This window comes from Stenotrophomonas maltophilia (assembly GCF_001676385.1).
GTDB lineage: Bacteria > Pseudomonadota > Gammaproteobacteria > Xanthomonadales > Xanthomonadaceae > Stenotrophomonas > Stenotrophomonas maltophilia_J.
In genome coordinates, this window is record NZ_LYVJ01000011.1 from 51,954 (window position 1) to 69,741 (window position 17,788).

A 17,788-nucleotide genomic window follows, 5' to 3' on the forward strand; every position below is an offset into this window, starting at 1 on the left:
AGGAGCCCTTACACCATGAGTATCTTCACCGAAGCCCAGGCCAAGGCCATCCTCGACAAGGTCATCGCCCTGTCCAAGGCCGACGAGTGCACCGCCGTGCTGGCCGGCGCGGTCAACGGCAACATCCGTTTCGCGCTGAACAACGTCTCCACCAGCGGCATCGTCGACAACACCGAGCTGGCGGTCACCGTCGCCTTCGGCAAGCGCGTCGGCACCGCCTCGATCAACGAGTTCGACGACGCCGCGCTGGAGCGGGTGGTACGCCGTGCCGAAGACCTGGCGCGGCTGGCGCCGGAAAACCCGGAGTTCATGCCGGCCATCGGCAAGCAGGACTACCGGCCCAGCCCGACCTTCAGCGAATCCACCGCCGCGATCGATCCGGCCTTCCGCGCCAAGGTCGCCGCTGATTCGATCGCGCCGTGCCGCGGCAACGGCCTGATCGCCGCCGGCTTCCTGGAGGATGGCCAGGGCTTCCAGGCCATTGCCAACAGCAACGGCAACTTCGCCTACCAGCGCACTACCAGTTTCGACTACACCTGCACCGTGCGCACCGAGGACGGGCGTGGCTCGGGCTGGGTCGGCCGCAACCTGAAGGATGCCGCCGACTTCAAGGCCGACCAGGACATCCGCATCGCCATGCGCAAGGCCACCGAATCGGCCGAAGCCAAGGCGCTGGAGCCGGGGAAGTACACGGTGATCCTGGAGCCGGCTGCGGCCGCGGGCCTGATCAGCTTCATGATGAACTTCTTCAGCGCGCGCTCTGCCGATGAAGGCCGCAGTTTCCTGTCCAAGAAGGGCGGCGGCAACAAGCTGGGCGAGCAGGTCTATGACCCGCGCGTGTCCATGTACGCCGACCCGTGGCATCCGGAAGCGCCGGTGCTGCCGTGGGACAGCGAAGGCCTTCCGCGCGAGCGCATGGCCATCATCGAGAACGGCAAGGTCGCCAACCTGGACTACTCGCGCTTCTGGGCGCAGAAGCAGGGCAAGACCGCCCGGGCCACGCCGGGCAACCTGCTGATGAGCGGCGGCGAGAAGAGCACCGCCGAGCTGGTGCGCGGTACCCAGAAGGGCATCCTGGTCACCCGCACCTGGTACATCCGCATGGTCGATCCGCAGACCGTGCTGCTGACCGGCCTGACCCGCGACGGCACCTTCTACATCGAGAACGGGCAGATCAAGCACCCGGTGAAGAACTTCCGCTTCAACGAATCGCCGGTGATCATGCTCAACAACATCGAAGAGCTGGGCAAGCCGGTGCGCGTGGCCGGCGACGAATCCAGCTTCGTGATGATGATCCCGCCGATGAAGCTGCGTGACTTCACCTTCACCTCGCTGTCCGACGCCGTCTGATGGATCGCCGGGCCTGCCTGCGCTGGTTGGCCGCTGCCGCTTCGGCGGCGGCGCTGCCAGTCCGGGCACAGGCAGGCCCGCGCAGTTCACGCTACGACTTCTGGTTTACCCGCCTGCAGTACGATTCCGGTGACTGGGACGTGGACGCGCGCATGCCGTCCAACCTGATCACCTCGCTGATCGATTACACCTCGCTGCGCGTGGATCCGCAGGAACACGTGGTGGCGCTGGCCGACCCGCGCATGCTGGAAGCGCCGTTCTGCTATCTGGCCGGGCACACACTGGTCGAGTTCAACGCTGCCGAACGGCAGAACTTCGTGCGCTACGTGCGCAATGGCGGCTTCGTCTTCGTCGACGACTGCAACCATGACATCGATGGCCTGTTCGCCACCTCGTTCGAGGCACAGATGGCCCGCCTGTTCGGTCCGAAGGCATTGCAGAAACTGCCCAACAGCCACCCGTTGTACCGCAGCTTCTTCCGCTTCCCCGAAGGCCCGCCCGCCACCAGCTTCGAGCTCAACGGCTGGGGCGACGACCTGGTGCACGACTACCTGAAGGGCATCGAGGTCGGGGGCCGCCTGGGCCTGCTCTACAGCAACAAGGACTATGGCTGCGAGTGGGACTACGACTGGCGCAACAAGCGTTTCCTGGCCGAAGACAACACCCGCTTCGGCGTCAACATCGTGATGTACGCGTTGAACAACTGATAGGACCCGCACGCCCATGACCTCCCCCGACCTCGATTCCCTGCTGCCGCGCCTGGATGAGCTGCGCGCTGCGCTCGCACGCGCCGTGGTAGGCCAGCACACGGTGGTCGAGCAACTGCTGATCGGCCTGCTGGCCGGTGGCCACTGCTTGCTGGAAGGCGCGCCCGGCCTCGGCAAGACGCTGCTGGTGCGCTCGCTGGGCCAGGCGCTGGAACTGCAGTTCCGGCGCGTGCAGTTCACCCCCGACCTGATGCCCAGCGACATCCTCGGCACCGAGCTGCTGGAGGAAGACCACGGTACCGGCCACCGCCATTTCCGCTTCCAGCAGGGCCCTATCTTCACCCACCTGCTGCTGGCCGACGAACTCAACCGCACCCCGCCCAAGACCCAGGCCGCACTGCTGGAAGCGATGCAGGAACGCACGGTCAGCCATGCCGGCACCACGCGCGAGTTGCCCGCGCCGTTCTTCGTGCTGGCCACGCAGAACCCGATCGAGCAGGCCGGCACCTACCCGCTGCCGGAGGCGCAGCTGGACCGTTTCCTGCTGCACGTGCTGGTGGATTACCCCAGTGAGGACGAGGAGCGGCAGATCCTGGAACAGACCACCGGCGGCGCCACCGACGCGGTGCCGAAGGTGATGGATGCCGAGGCGGTGATCGCCCTGCAGGCGGCGGTGCGCCAGGTGCATGTCAGCCCCGATGTGCTGGCCTGGATCACCCGCCTGGTGCGCGCCAGCCGGCCGGGCGAAGGCGCACCGGCCGCGATCAACCAGTGGGTGAAGTGGGGCGCCGGCCCGCGTGCCGGGCAGTCGCTGGTGCTCGCGGCGAAGGCGCGCGCCCTGCTGCACGGCCGCTTCGCCGCCACCCGCGAGGACGTGCAGGCGCTGGCCGCACCGGTGATGCGCCACCGCCTGCTGCTGTCCTTCGCCGCCGAGGCCGAGCAGAAGCGTGCCGACGACGTGGTCGCCGCCCTGCTGCAGGCCGTGCCGTTCCCGGGTTGACTCACGCGTGAACGCAGGCGTCCCACTGACGTTGCCGCCGGAACTGCGTGCACGCCTGCGCACGCTGCGCTTGCGGCCGCGCCTGGCCAGCGGCACGCGCGGGATCGGCCAGCACGCCAGCCGCAGCCGTGGCGCCGGCCTGGAGTTCGCGCAGTACCGGGCCTACGAGCCGGGTGACGAACTACGCCAGATCGACTGGAAGCTGTACGCACGCTCGGATCGCTTCTTCGTTCGCGAATCCGAACGCGAAAGCCCGATCACGGTCTGGCTGCTGCTCGATGCGACCGCCTCGGCCGGCCAGGCCGACCAGGCAGCGCCACAGCGCACGCGCCTGGACCACATGCGTGGCGTCGCCGCGTGCGTGGTCGAACTGGCCCTGCAGCAGGGCGACCGTTTCGGCCTGGCGGCGATCGACGGCGATGGACTGCAACTGGTGCCCGCAGCGGACGGCGCACGCCAGCGTGATCGCGTGCACCTGCAATTGCATGCCCTGCAGGCGCGGGGCGGTTGGCCTGCGGCGGATCGCCTGCGTCCCCTGTGGGAACGGGTGCGCCCGGGCGACCTGCTGCTGGCGATCGGCGACGGTTTCGACGAAGCCGGTATCGTCCTGCTGGAGCAGTTGGCCAGCGCCCGCCGCGAAGTGGCGCTACTGCAGATCCTGACCACCGACGAGCGTGATTTCCCGTTCAATGCCGGCCACCGCTTCCGCGATCCCGAGACCGGCGAGGAACTGCTGGGCGATGGTGCGACGATCCGCGCCGACTACCTGCAGCGCTTCGCCGACGCACGCAGTGCGCTGCAGTCGCGCCTGCAGGCCAGCGGCATCGCCAGTGCCACCGGCTGGCTCGACCAGCCGCTCGACCAACCACTGCAGGCGCTGTTCGGCCGTGGGGGTGGTGCATGACCCTGCTGTTCCCATTGGGCCTGGCCGCGCTCGCCGCATGGCTGTTGCCGCTGCTGATCCACCTCGCCCGCCGCCATCCCTACGTGCCGCTGGATTTCGCCGCGCTGCGCTGGCTGCGCGCGCAGATCCGGCCGCGCCAGCGCATCCGCTTCGATGACTGGCCCCTGCTGCTGGTGCGCCTGCTGCTGCTGGCTGCGCTGGCACTGCTGCTGGCACGACCTGCGTTGACCGGCCCCGCCCCTTCCCCCGCGTCATGGACGGTCGTTGCCCCGGGGCTGGACGCCGCTGCACTGCGCGGTACCGCTGCGGATCGCAACTGGCACTGGCTGGCACCCGGCTTCCCCGCCATCGATCAAGCGCCACCTGCGCCCAGTGCGTCCCTGCCCAGCCTGTTGCGCGAACTGGACGCGCAGCTGCCCGTTGGCACCGCGTTGACCGTGCACGTTCCCGATCCGCTGCCCGGCCTCGACGGTGCACGCCTGCAGCTGTCACGCGATGTGCGGTGGCGCACGCATCCGTTGCCGGTTCTTCCGCGGCAGACGGTGGCGGCACTGCCGCAGCTGCGCGTACACGGCGAGGCATCCGCCGCCGCCCGGCATTGGTTGAATGCACTGCAGCGCGCATGGAAGGTACAGTCACCGCTCGCGCCGCTGGCGGCGGGGGCACTGCCCGAAGGCGGGGAAGTGGGCGTCTGGAGCCGCAGCGATGCGCTGCCGGCTCCCTGGCAGGCATGGCTGCATGAAGGTGGCAGCGTGCTGGCCGCGGCCAGGCCCGCCGATGCCGCCAGCGTGCTGCTGCGCACTGCCGACGGCGCGCCGCTGCTGTGGCAACAGCGCGTCGGTCGAGGACGACTGCTGTCCCTGCCCGGCGACTGGAATATCGCCAGCAACGCCGCATTGCGCGATCCGCAACTGCCGCGTGCCCTGCTGCTGGCCCTGCAGCCACTGCCGTCGCCGCACCTCGGCGATGCACGGGACCAGGCGCCGCGCCGGGCCGCACTGCCTGCTGCAACACCACCGGTGCGTGAGCCGACCCCATGGCTGTTGCTGGCCATCGTGCTGCTGTTCGCGCTGGAACGCTGGATGGCCAGCAGCGCGCGGCGCAGAGCGGTCGCATGAAGGCGCTGCAGCACGCCTGGCGGCGAGCGCGGCGCGGCAGCAGCCTGATCACCCTGCTGCTCGGCCTGCCCTGGGCACTGGCCGCGACGAGCCTGGCCCTGCGGCTGGCCGGCTTCGACATCGCCTGCGTCATCGGCACGGCCAGCGTGCTCATCTGCGCGGCCTTCGCAACGGCGCGTGCCCGCCAGCTGGACCGGCAGTGGCTGCAACGGCAACTCGATGCCAGTGGCGCCAGCGAAGACAGCGCCGACCTGCTGTTCGCCGATGCCGCCTCGCTCAACCCACTGCAGCTGCGCCAGCGCGCGCATGTGCTGGCCACGCTGGAAGGCGCGATGCCGGACCTGCACCCGCGCTGGCCACGCACGGCGTTGGCCCTGTGCTGGATGGTAGGCCTGGCCATCACACTGCTGGCACTGGGCTGGCCGCGCTCGGCCCGCGGCCCCGAAACGAGTGCAGCCACGTCGCAGGGCAACGCCACGCCCGCAGGCCCGCTGCACCTGCAATCCACCCGCCTGCGCATCGCTGCACCGGCCTACACCGGCCAGCCCACGCTGACCCGGAACACGCTCGATGCCAAGGTCGCCGCGGACAGCCGGCTGTCCTGGTCACTGCGTTTCGACCGCGCACCGGACCGGGCGTGGCTGCAGTTCCACGACGGTCGCCGGCTGCCGCTGACCGAGCAGGATGGACAGTGGCGGGCACAGGACGTGGCACGCACGCCGGTGCTGTACCGCGTGGTGAGCGAACCGGCACTGGCCGGGACCCGCCTGCATCGGCTCGAGGTGGTGGCCGACCGTGCACCCGGCGTGCGCGTCCTGGAACCCGCGGCCAGCCTGGTACTGGGCACGCCCGGACAACGCCGGTGGGCGTTGCGTTTCGAGGCCAGCGACGACTACGGCGTCGCCGCGCAGGCGACGCTGTCGATCACGCTCACCCAGGGCAGCGGCGAGAACATCACCTTCGTCAAGCGAAGCATCAGCCTCACCGGCAGCGGCGGGCCGGCCGTGCGGCGTTTCACCCACACCCTCGACCTGGCTGCGCTGGGCGCGCAACCCGGCAACGATGTGATCGCCCAGCTGGAAGTGCGCGACAACCGTGCGCCAACGCCGCAGACCGCGCGCAGCAGCAGCGTGATCCTGCGCCTGCCCAGCGCCGAGGTCGCACTCGGTGCCGAACTGGAAGGACGGATCAAGAAAACCTTGCCTGCGTATTTCCGCAGCCAGCGGCAGATCATCATCGACGCCGAAGCGCTGATCCGGCAGCGGGGCAGCCTGGCCACCGAGGATTTCGTGAAGCGCAGCGATGCGATCGGTGTCGACCAGCGCATCCTGCGCCTGCGCTACGGCCAGTTCCTGGGCGAGGAAAGCGAGGGCGCGCCGAAGCCGCCGCCGACCAGCGACCTGCCAACCAGCGACGTGCCCAGCGCGGACAGCCACGACGGCGACCACGACCATGGCACCGAAGCGGGCGCGCACGACGACCACGGCCATGACCACGGCAAGGCGGCTGATGCCGACACGCCATCGGTATTCGGCAGCGCCACCGACGTGCTCTCCGAATACGGCCACACCCATGACCACGCCGAGGCCGCCACCCTGCTCGACCCGCAGACCCGCGCCACGCTGAAGGCCGCGCTGGACCAGATGTGGTCAGCCGAAGGCGAGCTGCGCCAGGGCCGCCCGCAGCAGGCACTGCCATTCGCCTACAAGGCATTGGGCTTCATCAAGCAGGTGCAGCAGGCCGAGCGCATCTACCTGGCGCGGGTCGGGCCGGAGCTGCCGCCGATCGATGAAGGCCGCCGCCTGGGCGGTGATCGCGCCGGCTTGGCCAGCCGTGACCTGCCGTTGGCCCCGCGCACCCCGCCGGATCCGGCCATCGTTGAAGCCTGGCAGCGCCTCGGTGATGACACCGGCACACCGGACCTCGATGCGCTCGCGGTCTGGCAGCAGCGCAATGCCGCCTACCTGCCCGATGCGCTGGATCTGGCTGCAGCCATCGAGCAGCTGCGTATCGAACCGGGCTGCACCGACTGCCGCCAGCGCCTGCGCGCGCAGCTGTGGCGTGCCCTGCAGCGACCGTTGCCGCAGCCGATGCGGCGCAGTGCCGCCGATGCGATGGGACAGCGTTATCTCGATGCGCTGGAGGCGCAGCCATGAACGCCTCCAGCCTGAACCTTTCGATAGCGCTGGCACTCGCCCTGGTCGTGGCCATCGCCAGCGTACGCCGGCTGCGGGGAAGCAACACGCACCTTGGCCGCCGGTGGATCGTGATCGGCTTGCAGCTCATTGCCGCCGCACTGCTGTATTTCTGCCTTGTACCCCCCACCCATCAGCAACCTGCGGGCGGCCTGGTCGTGCTGGGACTCGATGCCGACAAAGCCGGCGCACTCCCTGCCAGCGAAGGCACGCCACTGCTGCTACCCGAAGCCAATGATGTCGCCGGCGCAAAGCGCGTACCCGATCTGGCCACCGCGCTGCGCCTGCATCCGGCCTCCACGCTCACCCTGGTCGGTGCCGGGCTGGCCGCGCGCGATCGCGATGTGGCACTGCCACGCGACGTGCGTTGGCAGCCGGCGCCTGCACCACGCGGCTGGGTAGCGTTGCAGCCACCGGCCGACGCCGCACCAGGCGCACGCTTCGAGGTGCAGGCGCAGGCGCGTGTCGCCGCCAGGGCGAAGGCGGAACTGCTCGACCCGGCCGGCAGCGTGGTCGATCGCGTGGACATTGCCGAAGACGGCCGCGTGCAACTCAGTGGCATCGCCCGCGCCGAAGGCCGCAGCGTGTTCCAGCTGCGCCTGCTCGATGCCGAGGGCCATGTGATCGACAGCGCGCCGGTACCGCAGCAGACCGTGGCCGCTGCGCCGCTGCGGCTGCGGGTACGTGCCGGCGCACCGGGCCCCGAACTGAAGTACCTGCGGCGTTGGGCCGTCGATGCCGGTATCCACGTGCAGGTGCAGGCGGATACCGGAGCGGGCCTCAGCGTCGGTGATGGCGTGGTTCCACTCGATGCGGCATCGCTCGCACGCAGCGATCTGCTGCTGCTGGATGAACGCAGCCTGGCGGCACTCGGTGCAGGCGAGCTGGCGGCAGTGCGCCAGGCCCTGCGCGACGGGCTCGGCGTGCTGGTGCGCAGTGCGGGCGTACCTTCTGCCGGCGCGCGACAGCGACTGCGAGAACTCGGCCTGCCGGTGCAGGGCGATGGCAGCAGCCACGCCCTCGAATTTTCCGGTGACGGCGAGAGCGCGATGCTTGCGGCACGGCGTGGTCCGCTCGCCGCTGGCACGCTGCCGACCGGCGACGGCGAAGAGGCCGACCGCAGCTCGCACAGTGCCGCCCTGCCCGCGCTGGAAGCACTGGAGCTGCAGGTGCCGGGCAGCAGTGCGCTGCTTCGGGATCGCGCTGGCAAGCCCGTCGGCGGTTGGCGTGGGGCCGGCAGAGGCCGCATCGGCCTGCTGCCGCTGACCGACAGCTGGCGCTGGGTGCTGGCCGGTCGCGATGACCGCCATGGCGAGCTGTGGAGCGGCGTGGCCGCGACATTGGCGCGTGCGCAGGAGGGCAACGAGGCGCTGTGGTCGCCGCAGCCGATCAGCTGGGCGGGCGAACGCCAGTCACTGTGCAGCGTGCAGGCGCCGCTGCAGGCCTTCAACGCGCGCGGCGACAGCGTGCCGCTGATCGTCGACGGCACGGCATCGGGCCTGCGCTGCGCTGGCTGGTGGCCAGGCGAAGCCGGCTGGCAGCAACTGCGGTACGCCGACAGCACCCTCTGGCGTTATGTGTTCGACCCGAAGGACGCACCTGCATTGCACCGGCAGGCGATGATCGACGCGACGAACCAGGTGCTGGCCGCGGGCGTGCCGGCTACCGCTTCGACCCTGCAACCGGCCCCGGGCTCGCGCTGGCCCTGGTGGCTGGCGTTCGTGCTGTGCGCATCGCTGCTGTGGTGGCTGGAGCGGCGGCGCTGACCCGGGGTCGGATCCCTTTCGCCCGCGAAGGGGCTCTGACCCCACCGATTGGATCGCACACAGCATTCACGCGTGGCATGGATCCACTGCCCCCACCCCTCATGCGTCCTTCAACGCCTGCCCGCACGCCGATACACGCCGTTGAAGCGCACGTTCATGCCACCGCATTCGCTGTTGTCGGCCACGATCAGTACATCGCCCAGCGAATGCACGCGCACCCGGCAGGTGTCCTCGGCGAACTCGACCTCGGCGCCGTGCGGCCTGGCACGTGCGTCCACCTGGCCCGTGTTCGGGCCATAGGGACGGACTTCCAGCGAGGGATTGGCCGAGGGCCAGTAGGCGTCGCCAACCACATGCAGCTGCCCGTCCTGCACGCGGATCTTCAGGGCGTTGTCGCCATCCTTCCACTCGCCCGACCAGTCCTGCAGCGCCGGCACGACCATCGGCAGCGGCTGCAGCTTGCTGCGGTCCACCCAGCCCGCGCTGCCTCCCACCTTGTTCGGGAAGAATGCGCAGCGGTAGCGACCCAGATCATCCCCGGTCACCACGGTATCGCCGTTGACCACGTAGCTGCGCTGACGGCAGGCCGGCTCGCCCTTGGCGGGGCAGCCGTCCATGTCGCCCAGCAGGTACAGGCGCGGCGTATCGACCACCCGCGCCAGCGCGAACTGGCGCTGCTCGGAAGGAAACGCACCGTTACGGCAGGCACCCTCGCCGGCGATGCCGGCAGCATTGGCGCACGCAGGCAGCAGCGCGGCCAGCAGGCAGAACGAACGCAGGAACATGGCAACGCCACCGATGGAGGAACCGGCAGGATAAACCTGTCTATCCCCCGGGCGATGCGTCGCCGGCATCCTGCTGCTGCGAGAACCGCAGCGCACGCCGTTGCTGCTCGGCGCTCAGCTCCGGCGGCGGCCGCGCAACCGCCGCCTGGATCTGGTCCGGCCCGCCGGTGAGCTTGTTGATCCCTTTGGCCGCCGCCATCACGCCCTTGACCACGCCCATCATGATGTAGCCGCCGCCCATGCTGACCTGCTCCGGCGACGGCGGCTCGCTCCAGTCGCGGCTGAAGCGGTTATCGCCAAACTTCACCGGGTTCCTGAAACGGTACAGGTCCAGCGGCTCGTCTTCGGGCTTGAGTGCGCGCACTTCGCCAAGGGTGGTGACGTTGTCCTGTGGCAGGGTGGTGGAAACTTGCGCGGTGGTTGCCGCCGAAGCATCTACCGGGGGAGCGGGTGCAGGAGCGGGTGCAGGAGCGGGTGCAGGAGCGGCTGCAGGATCGGGCACCGCCACTGGCGCGGCCTGCTGCGCCTGCGCGATACCGGCCAGCAGCAGGCTGGCCAGGAGTGCTCGCTGCGTTCCATGTCGTGCCACAGCCATCCACCCTGTTGGTTGCGTCCAGTGAACAAGGATACGGATGCGGGCTTCAGATTTCGTTGGCATCGGCGGGGGCATTCAGGGTGTGTCACGCATCGTCGCTGCGTGGCCTGGGCGCCGAAGTTTGCAACGAACTTCATTCCCCTCGGGAAGCGGGGTCGGCATCCTGCGGTTTTCCCGGTAAGGCCCTCCTTGATGACAGCTCCCTCCGCACGCCCGCCGCGTCGGCCGGTCGCCTGCTGATGTCGCGCGCAGCAGTACTGGTTGTTCTGGCGGTTGTGTGCCTGATGGTCATCGCGACCGCCGCCGAATGGACATCGCGTGTCCGCGCAGGCATCGCCTCGCTGCGCCGGAGCAGCACGCTGCGGACGCTGGGCGCGGACGAGCACATGGCACTGGCACCGGTGCGCGCGTTGACCGGCTGTGACCATGACGACCGGATAAAGCGGCTGAGTGGCGCCTTCACCGGCGGGACGTGGCGGAACAGCTTCCCGGTCGGTGACGGCTTTCTGGGTGGCATACCCGTGCTGGTGCCAAGACAGGCATGGCCCTACCTCTCGGAAGACAATCAAGCTGACGTGGTACTGGGTGAACACGTGGCCATGGTGGTGCGTCTGAATGGCTTCACCATCGCTGCTGCACGGCCGGATGCCGCCACCAGCCGCGTCTGTGGCGAACGCCTGGAGACACCCGAAGAAATCTCGATGCGACGGGGTCCCGGCCTGCGCCCGTCCCCGCTGCTGATTGCCGCACTGGCGCTGTGGGCCGCCACCGGCGTCCCGGGCCTGCTCGCCATGCCGTTGCTCGCCATCGCCGGTCTTGCGGCCTGGCTGGGCTTCCCTCGCCGCAACGGCCCTGCGACAGCGCAGCGCGTGCTGCGGGTCCGCGGGCGCCTGCGCGCGTACCAGCGTACTGCCCAGACATCACGGGTGTGGTTGCTGGGCAATGACCGGCGTGTGCAGCTTCCAGCGGAATGGGAGCACGCTGCGGCATTCTCCCGCAGGCGCTCGATGCTGCTGGATGTGCGCGCCTGTGACGGCGCAGTGCTGGGCGCTGGCACGGCGTGGTGCCTGGCCAGCGACCGACGCCGCTATCCGGCCCCGGGAGGGTCCTGGCAACTGGCGTGGCTGGGCCTGCTGTTGTGCGTGCTGGTCTTCGGCGCCGCCTGGATGCCGTGGTCGCAGCGCCTGGAGCTGGGCTGGCCGCTTGCGTCTGGCTGGGGGGCGGTGGCATTGCTGGCGTTGGGCTGGCACGCGGTGCGGTTTGTGGTCTGCATGGTGCAGTTCCTCCGCCGCAATGAGGCGCTTGACGCGGATATCGCGCAGCGTCCGGACCCGTGGCACTGAACGGTTCACGCCCTTCGCGTGCGGTGTCTCACACCCTGAGACGTGAGTGTGGTGCCATGTGACCCCTCGCAATCCGTCCCGGCTCCACCTTCCATGGCCTACGAACTCGCCAAGCGCACCGCCGATGCCGAACAGAAGCTCGCCACCCGCGACGGCCTGCCGGCCCGCGATGGTGCCCTGCTCAGCGCTCGCCTGCAGCGCCGCTACCAGGACCGCATCACCGGCAGCTTCGCCATTCCCGGCCGCGAAGGCCGCTATGCGCCTATTCCCGGTTCGGTGCCGCCGGCGCTGGCCGCCGCCCTGAAGGCGCGTGGCATCGAGCAGCTCTACAGCCACCAGGCCGAGGCCTGGGAGGCCAGCCAGCGCGGCGAGCACGTCGCCATCGTCACCCCCACCGCCAGCGGCAAGTCGCTGTGCTACACGCTGCCGGTGGTCAGCGCGGCCATGCAGGACAAGGCCAAGGCGCTGTACCTGTTCCCGACCAAGGCGCTGGCCCAGGACCAGGTGGCCGAGCTGCTGGAACTCAACCGCGCCGGCGACCTGGGCGTCAAGGCGTTCACCTTCGATGGCGATACGCCGGGCGATGCACGGCAGGCGATCCGCCTGCATGGCGACATCGTGGTGTCCAACCCGGACATGCTGCACCAGGCCATCCTGCCGCATCACACCAAGTGGGCGCAGTTCTTCGAGAACCTGCGCTACATCGTCATCGACGAGGTTCACACCTACCGCGGCGTATTCGGCAGCCACGTCACCAACGTGCTGCGCCGGCTCAAGCGCATCTGCGCGTTCTACGGCGTGCAACCGCAGTTCATCCTGTGCTCGGCCACCATCGGCAATCCGCAGGCGCATGCCGAAGCGCTGATCGAGGCGCCGGTCACCGCCATCACCGAATCCGGCGCGCCCAGCGGGCCGAAACAGGTGCTGCTGTGGAACCCACCGGTGATCAATCCGGACCTGGGCCTGCGCGCTTCGGCGCGCTCGCAGAGCAACCGCATCGCGCGCATCGCGATCAAGTCCGGGCTGAAGACCCTGGTGTTCGCGCAGACGCGGCTGATGGTCGAGGTGCTGACCAAGTACCTGAAGGACATCTTCGACCACGACCCACGCAAGCCGCCCCGCATCCGCGCCTACCGCGGCGGCTACCTGCCCACCGAACGCCGCGAGACCGAGCGCGCGATGCGTGCCGGCAACATCGACGGCATCGTCAGCACCTCGGCGCTGGAACTGGGCGTGGATATCGGCAGCCTCGACGTGGTCATCCTCAACGGCTACCCGGGCAGCGTGGCCGCCACGTGGCAGCGCTTCGGCCGCGCCGGCCGCCGCCAGCAGCCGGCGCTGGGGGTGATGGTGGCCAGCTCGCAACCGCTGGACCAGTACGTGGTGCGGCATCCGGACTTCTTCGCCGAAGCCTCGCCCGAACATGCGCGCATTGCGCCGGACCAGCCGCTGATCCTGTTCGACCACATCCGTTGCGCGGCGTTCGAGCTGCCGTTCCGGGTCGGCGATGGCTTCGGCCCGATCGACCCGGAAGTGTTCCTGGAAGCGCTGGCCGAAACCGAGGTGATCCACCGCGAAGGCGAACGCTGGGAATGGATCGCCGACAGTTATCCCGCCAACGCGGTGAGCCTGCGCGCGGTGGCCGACGGCAACTTCGTGGTGGTCGACCGCAGCGACGGCCGCCAGCAGATCATCGCCGAAGTCGATTACTCCGCCGCTGCGCTCACCCTGTACGAAGGCGCCATCCACATGGTGCAGTCCACCCCGTACCAGGTGGAGACGCTGGACTGGGACGGCCGCAAGGCCTACGTCACCCGCACGCATGTGGATTACTACACCGACAGCATCGACTTCACCCGGCTCAAGGTGCTGGACCGTTTCGACGGTGGCGTAGCCGGCCGTGGTGATTCGCACCATGGCGAAGTGCATGTGGTGCGGCGCGTGGCCGGCTACAAGAAGATCCGCTACTACACCCACGAGAACATCGGCTATGGGCCGGTGAACCTGCCCGACCAGGAACTGCATACCACCGCGGTGTGGTGGCAGCTGCCACAGGCGCTGCTGCTGCGCGCCTTCGCCAGCAAGCAGGATGCGCTGGATGGTTTCCTCGGCGCGGCGTATGCACTGCACATCGTCGCCACCGTGGCGGTGATGGCCGATGCGCGCGACCTGCAGAAGTCGGTCGGCAACGGCGATGGCTCCTGGTTTGCAATCGCCGACCAGGGCGGGCGAGGCCAGCTGCGCGGCAGCGAGGGTGATCCCGGTGCAGTGGAGCTGCTGCAGGAGTTCGTGCCCACGGTCTATCTGTACGACAACTTCCCGGGCGGCGTCGGCCTCAGCGAGCCGCTGTGGCAGCGCCAGGCCGAACTGGTGCAGCGCGCGCGCGAACTGGTGCAGCGCTGCGACTGCAAGGCCGGCTGCCCGGCCTGCGTTGGCCCGGTACTGGCGGCGCAGGAAGAAGATGAGACCTCGCCACGTGCGCTCGCGCTGCGCGTGCTCGACCTGTTCGACGCCGACGCCTGCCAGCACGTGCCCGACGCAGTGGTGAGCACGCGCGAGCCGATGGAGCTGCTGGTACCGTGAGCCTGAGCTTGGACAAGCTGCGCCTGCTGCGGAAGCAGGCTGGCGACCCGAAAGCAGCCCCGCCGGCGGCGCCGGACGTGCCCGCTGCAGCGCCGGCACCGGTGGCTGCCAACGATGCGCGGCAGCCACCGGCCGAACGTTCGGTGTTCGCCTGGGTCGAGCAGGAAATCCGCCACAAGCCGACCGGCACAGCCGCGCCCGTACTGGCACCGGCAGCGCTGCGCCGGCCGGAAGTGGGCAGCCTGCATCGCCTGCTCGGCCTGCGCTCGCATGGTGGAGCCGCACCGCCACGGGCCAGTGCCCAGGATCGCCAGCTTCCCGGTGAGGAAATCGCGCCGGGCCTGTTCCTGATCGAATCGTTGCAGCCGCAGCCGATCCCGGCCACGCCGCTGTCGCTGGCCTTCGCCAAGCGGGAAGACCAGCACGTGGCCGCACGCGACCTGCTGTTCTTCGATACCGAAACCACCGGCCTGGCCGGCGGCACCGGCACCCGTGCCTTCATGATCGGCGCCGCAGACTGGCACACGTGCCCGCAACGCGGCGACGGCCTGCGCGTCCGCCAGCTGCTGATGTCGACGATGGCCGCCGAAGAGGCCATGCTTGCCACCTTCGCCAGCTGGCTGCAGCCGTCCACTGTGTTCTGCAGCTACAACGGCCGCAGTTACGATGCGCCGCTGCTGAAAGCGCGTTACCGGCTGGCCCGCCAACGCTGCCCGATCACCGCTCTGGATCACATCGACCTGCTCTATCCCACCCGTCGCCGTTATCGCGGCACGTGGGAGAACTGCAAGCTGTCCACCATCGAGCGGCAATTGCTGCGCGTGGTCCGCGAGGACGACCTGCCCGGTTCGGAAGCACCCGGTGCATGGCTGCGCTTCCTGCGTGGCGGCGACGCGGTGAACCTGCGCCGGGTGGCCGAGCACAACCACCAAGACGTGGTGACCCTGGCCCTGTTGCTGCAGCGGCTGGTGCGCGAGGAGCAACGCGAGCGCGAGACGCTGGCGCTGGTCGGGCAGTAGGCGTTGACGCGGCCTGACGGTGGCAGCGGTGACACTGCCGCCACCATCCACGCCTGGAGCCGATGATGCGCCTCAACCCCCTTGTCCTGCTCGCCATCCTGCCCTTGGCCGCCTGCAGCCACGCCGGCAGCAGCACCGCCCACGATCCCGCGCCGGCGCCAGTGGCCGATGCCGGGCACGAATGCAGACCGGAGGCGCTGGAAGCCTTCACCGGCCAGACCGCCGATGAAGCCACGATCAGGAAGCTGGTGGCCGCCAGCGGCGCACGCGGTGCACGCGTGGTCAAACCGGGCATGGCGGTGACCATGGACTTCCGGCAGGACCGCGTGACCGTGCAGGTGGACGCGCAGAACCGCATCGAGCGCGCCAGCTGCGGTTGATCGACCCGGGTAGTGCCGGCCGCTGGCCGGCTCCTCCCCATCACCGGCCAGCGGCCGGCCCTACCGATCAGAGTCGTTCGGCCTTTCCGCTGGCCAGTGCGCGGGCAATCACCTCCTGCGCACGCTGCGTTGCCTGTGCGTGGAGGCGTGCCTGGCGTTCGCCGAGCGCGGCCTGCTGGCTGCCCAGCGCCGCTTGGCGGCTGGCCAGTTCAGACTGCTGGCTGGCCAGCCGCTGCATGTCGCGGGTGCGGCCGGCCTGCGCGGCATCGCTACGGGCTTCCTGCATCGCGCGGCGTGCCTCTGCCGCGGCCTCACGTGCGGCCTCACGCGCAATGGCGGCATCGTCGGTCGCGCCCCGCGCCGCCTTCGCCGCTTCCGCAGCGGCCTCACGGTTGATGTCGTGGCTGGCCATCGCACTGCGTGCTGCCTCGGCGGCCATCAAAGCGATGCGGCGTGCTTCCTCGCCCTGCAGCCGGCCCATCTCGCCCATCTGCCTGCCGAGTTCACCCTGCTGGCGGCCCAGCGCACTCTGCTGACGGCCCAGTTCGCTCTGTTGGCGGCCCAGATCCACCGCACCACGGTAGGCGCGCTGCAGGGTCTGGATCAGCATCTGATCACGCACCACATAGCGCGTGTCGCCCTGGCGGAACCACAGCGCCGGCCCTTTGCCGAGCTGGCTGCGGGCCCGCTTCACATCATCGATGCCGCCACTGGCAAAGGTCGAATCACCATCGACCAGCACGAAGGCCTGCGGTGGCGGCGTGCCCAGGTCCAGGCGGCCATAGTTGGTGATGGAGGTGCCGTCACGGGTGTCGTCGATGCCGGTGGGATCGTCGATGCCCGCCACGTCGGCATCCTCGGGATCCGTGGGTTCTTCGGCATCGACCGGCTCGGCGGGCGCTGCGGGGGCAGCCGGCACTGCCGGTGCGCGTGCCGGCAGCGGAGGAGCCGGCGGTGCCTCCGGCACGGGCGGCTTTGGCGGCACGGCCCATGGGGCCACCGGAGGCGCCGGCGGAGGTGGCGGCACCGGCGCCGCGACCAGTCGCATCGGCGCTACGCCGAACAGCAGAACCGCGCTGGTCAGTGCCATCGCCAGCAGGCGCGGGCAGGCCCGGCGCGGCTGCAGCGAGAGCAGGCGGCGCTTGAGGCTGGTGGTGCTCGGCGCAGCACTGGCCACGCCCAGGTGCGGCTGCGGTGCCACCCCCAGTTGCAGCAACAGGCGGCCGTAGGCCTGGCGGCTGGCGCCGTGCTGCCCGACCACCGCCGCGTCCACCGCTTCCTCGCGCGCCTGTGCGTATTCGCGCACCGACAGGCGCAGCAGCGGGTGGAAGAAGAACAGGTGCTGGGCCAGTGCGGGCATCAGGCCCCACTGCAGGTCACGCCGCTGCAGGTGCTGCAGTTCGTGAGTGAGGGCCAGGTCCAGCGCGTCGCCCTGCAGGGCGTTGTCGCCGGCCGGCAGCAGCAGCACCGGACGGAACGGCCCCACCAGCTGCGGTGCATCCACCTGCGTACTCATCCACAGCCGCGGTGCGCGGCGCAGCCCATGCGCGTCCGAGGCCAGCTGCAGCGCCTGCACCAGCGCTGCGTCTTCGCAGGGACGCGCAGTGGCCAGCAGCGCGCGGCAGCGGCGCCACTCACCGACGGTACGCAGGGCCATCAACAGCACACCGGACATCCACAGCGCAGCCAGGGCCACCGCCCACCAGGCCACCGCCGGCACGTCCGCCGCAGGCGTCGGCATCGCGGCCAACAGCTGCGTCGCAGCTTCCGGCGCCAGCGGCTGGACCGTATCGGCGGCCACACCGGTCGTGGTCATCGCCACCGCCTGCGGCGCCGGCAGCCACGCCAGCTGCAGCGGCTGGCGCCAGAACAGGCCCAGCACGGCCTGCAGCGAAACCAGCCACCACAGGCGGCAGCGGGTGGCCGCCGGCAGTGACGGCAGCACGCGGCACACGCCGTATACCAGCGCCACCAACAGCACGGTCTGCAGGCTGGTCCAGCCGAGCCGTTCCAGCATCGGGATCAGCATCGTGGTATCCATGG

General features: G+C 69.8%; 14 protein-coding genes. 11 read left to right on the forward strand and 3 right to left on the reverse strand.

Annotated elements, in window-relative coordinates:
* Positions 1–15 precede the first annotated feature (15 nt).
* From A9K58_RS14635 to A9K58_RS14665, 7 genes are read left to right on the forward strand one after another with little or no spacing between them, the layout of a single operon-like run.
* Positions 16–1,350, forward strand: coding sequence for a TldD/PmbA family protein (locus A9K58_RS14635; protein ID WP_065200032.1), 1,335 nt, complete (start codon positions 16–18; stop codon positions 1,348–1,350).
* Complete coding sequence (locus A9K58_RS14640) at positions 1,350–2,057, forward strand: DUF4159 domain-containing protein (protein ID WP_065200033.1); 708 nt, start codon at positions 1,350–1,352, stop codon at positions 2,055–2,057. The genes A9K58_RS14635 and A9K58_RS14640 overlap by 1 nt, the downstream gene beginning before the upstream one ends.
* A gap of 16 nt (positions 2,058–2,073) precedes the next feature.
* Positions 2,074–3,057, forward strand: coding sequence for an AAA family ATPase (locus tag A9K58_RS14645; protein WP_065200034.1), 984 nt, complete (start codon positions 2,074–2,076; stop codon positions 3,055–3,057).
* A 7-nt stretch (positions 3,058–3,064) separates the two neighbouring features.
* On the forward strand, positions 3,065–3,961 hold the full coding sequence (locus A9K58_RS14650; RefSeq protein WP_065200035.1) for a DUF58 domain-containing protein: 897 nt from the start codon (positions 3,065–3,067) through the stop codon (positions 3,959–3,961).
* Entirely contained in the window at positions 3,958–5,079 is a 1,122-nt protein-coding gene (locus A9K58_RS14655; RefSeq protein WP_065200036.1) for a BatA domain-containing protein, read from the forward strand. The genes A9K58_RS14650 and A9K58_RS14655 overlap by 4 nt, the downstream gene beginning before the upstream one ends.
* The gene (locus A9K58_RS14660; protein WP_065200037.1) at positions 5,076–7,235 is read left to right on the forward strand and encodes a hypothetical protein; all 2,160 of its coding nucleotides are present in this window, start codon (positions 5,076–5,078) and stop codon (positions 7,233–7,235) included. The genes A9K58_RS14655 and A9K58_RS14660 overlap by 4 nt, the downstream gene beginning before the upstream one ends.
* Entirely contained in the window at positions 7,232–9,040 is a 1,809-nt protein-coding gene (locus A9K58_RS14665) for a hypothetical protein (protein WP_065200038.1), read from the forward strand. The genes A9K58_RS14660 and A9K58_RS14665 overlap by 4 nt, the downstream gene beginning before the upstream one ends.
* Positions 9,041–9,150: 110 nt before the next feature.
* On the opposite strand, the gene A9K58_RS14670 is transcribed toward A9K58_RS14665, so the two are convergent.
* Together A9K58_RS14670 and A9K58_RS14675 are read right to left on the reverse strand one after the other, a co-directional pair.
* Positions 9,151–9,825 carry a hypothetical protein gene (locus A9K58_RS14670; RefSeq protein ID WP_065200039.1) on the reverse strand — a complete coding sequence of 225 codons (675 nt, stop codon included), beginning with the start codon at positions 9,823–9,825 and terminating at the stop codon, positions 9,151–9,153.
* A 40-nt stretch (positions 9,826–9,865) separates the two neighbouring features.
* Positions 9,866–10,420 (reverse strand): hypothetical protein, encoded by a 555-nt coding sequence (locus A9K58_RS14675; protein WP_065200040.1) that lies wholly within the window; start codon positions 10,418–10,420, stop codon positions 9,866–9,868.
* Between A9K58_RS14675 and A9K58_RS14680 the strand changes: the two genes are divergently transcribed.
* From A9K58_RS14680 to A9K58_RS14695, 4 genes are all read left to right on the forward strand, one after another.
* Positions 10,387–11,763, forward strand: a complete 1,377-nt coding sequence (locus A9K58_RS14680) for a hypothetical protein (protein ID WP_231109325.1) — start codon at positions 10,387–10,389, stop codon at positions 11,761–11,763. The two genes, A9K58_RS14675 and A9K58_RS14680, sit on opposite strands and share 34 nt — an antisense overlap.
* 93 nt (positions 11,764–11,856) lie before the next feature.
* A complete protein-coding gene (locus A9K58_RS14685; protein ID WP_065200042.1) occupies positions 11,857–14,346 on the forward strand; it encodes a DEAD/DEAH box helicase in 2,490 nt (829 codons plus the stop codon).
* Positions 14,283–15,365, forward strand: coding sequence for a ribonuclease H-like domain-containing protein (locus A9K58_RS14690; protein WP_407070833.1), 1,083 nt, complete (start codon positions 14,283–14,285; stop codon positions 15,363–15,365). The genes A9K58_RS14685 and A9K58_RS14690 overlap by 64 nt, the downstream gene beginning before the upstream one ends.
* A 65-nt stretch (positions 15,366–15,430) precedes the next feature.
* Positions 15,431–15,745 (forward strand): I78 family peptidase inhibitor, encoded by a 315-nt coding sequence (locus tag A9K58_RS14695; protein WP_065200148.1) that lies wholly within the window; start codon positions 15,431–15,433, stop codon positions 15,743–15,745.
* 67 nt (positions 15,746–15,812) lie between these two features.
* Here the strand turns inward: A9K58_RS14695 and A9K58_RS14700 are convergent, their stop codons facing one another.
* Positions 15,813–17,786 (reverse strand): M56 family metallopeptidase, encoded by a 1,974-nt coding sequence (locus A9K58_RS14700; protein WP_065200044.1) that lies wholly within the window; start codon positions 17,784–17,786, stop codon positions 15,813–15,815.
* Positions 17,787–17,788: the final 2 nt, after the last annotated feature.

Bases quoted from the DNA above. Each gene is read 5' to 3' on its own strand.
- A9K58_RS14635 (WP_065200032.1), top strand. From the start codon at position 16: ATGAGTATCTTCACCGAAGCCCAGGCCAAGGCCATCCTCGACAAGGTC.
- A9K58_RS14640 (WP_065200033.1), top strand. From the start codon at position 1,350: ATGGATCGCCGGGCCTGCCTGCGCTGGTTGGCCGCTGCCGCTTCGGCG.
- A9K58_RS14645 (WP_065200034.1), top strand. From the start codon at position 2,074: ATGACCTCCCCCGACCTCGATTCCCTGCTGCCGCGCCTGGATGAGCTG.
- A9K58_RS14655 (WP_065200036.1), top strand. From the start codon at position 3,958: ATGACCCTGCTGTTCCCATTGGGCCTGGCCGCGCTCGCCGCATGGCTG.
- A9K58_RS14660 (WP_065200037.1), top strand. From the start codon at position 5,076: ATGAAGGCGCTGCAGCACGCCTGGCGGCGAGCGCGGCGCGGCAGCAGC.
- A9K58_RS14665 (WP_065200038.1), top strand. From the start codon at position 7,232: ATGAACGCCTCCAGCCTGAACCTTTCGATAGCGCTGGCACTCGCCCTG.
- A9K58_RS14670 (WP_065200039.1), bottom strand. From the start codon at position 9,825: ATGTTCCTGCGTTCGTTCTGCCTGCTGGCCGCGCTGCTGCCTGCGTGC.
- A9K58_RS14675 (WP_065200040.1), bottom strand. From the start codon at position 10,420: ATGGCTGTGGCACGACATGGAACGCAGCGAGCACTCCTGGCCAGCCTG.
- A9K58_RS14685 (WP_065200042.1), top strand. From the start codon at position 11,857: ATGGCCTACGAACTCGCCAAGCGCACCGCCGATGCCGAACAGAAGCTC.
- A9K58_RS14695 (WP_065200148.1), top strand. From the start codon at position 15,431: ATGCGCCTCAACCCCCTTGTCCTGCTCGCCATCCTGCCCTTGGCCGCC.
- A9K58_RS14700 (WP_065200044.1), bottom strand. From the start codon at position 17,786: ATGGATACCACGATGCTGATCCCGATGCTGGAACGGCTCGGCTGGACC.